This window comes from Candidatus Clostridium eludens (assembly GCF_045310515.1).
GTDB classification, from domain to species: domain Bacteria; phylum Bacillota; class Clostridia; order Clostridiales; family Clostridiaceae; genus Clostridium_B; species Clostridium_B eludens.
Genome location: NZ_JBJHZX010000196.1, coordinates 1 through 313, shown reverse-complemented (window position 1 = coordinate 313; position 313 = coordinate 1). Strand labels below are relative to the sequence as shown.

Genomic DNA, 313 nt, shown 5'->3' with positions numbered 1-313 from the left:
AAGCTATAGATAGACTTCAAGGCAATATAAAAAAGTTAAATAAAATGAAAGCAGAAAAAAGAATAGAATTTATACTATATAAATTAGAATATATGGATTATTTACATATGTACTGTAAAAAGTTGAATACAGACATGGAAGAATTTAAACATATTATACATGAATTTAAAGAGGCATGTGAGGATTTCAGTAGTATTGATTTATTTTTAGAACATATTAAAAATACAGAAGAATCTTTAAATAAAAATTTAGATGAAGAGAATGCAGTTATATTAAGTACTATTCATGGAGTGAAGGGAATGGAGTTTGAAAA

1 pseudogene is annotated in these 313 nt (G+C 23.6%); it reads left to right on the top strand.

Annotation, left to right across the window (positions count from 1 at the left end):
• Positions 1–313 (top strand): annotated as a pseudogene (locus ACJDU8_RS25805) (ATP-dependent helicase); the annotation flags it as partial.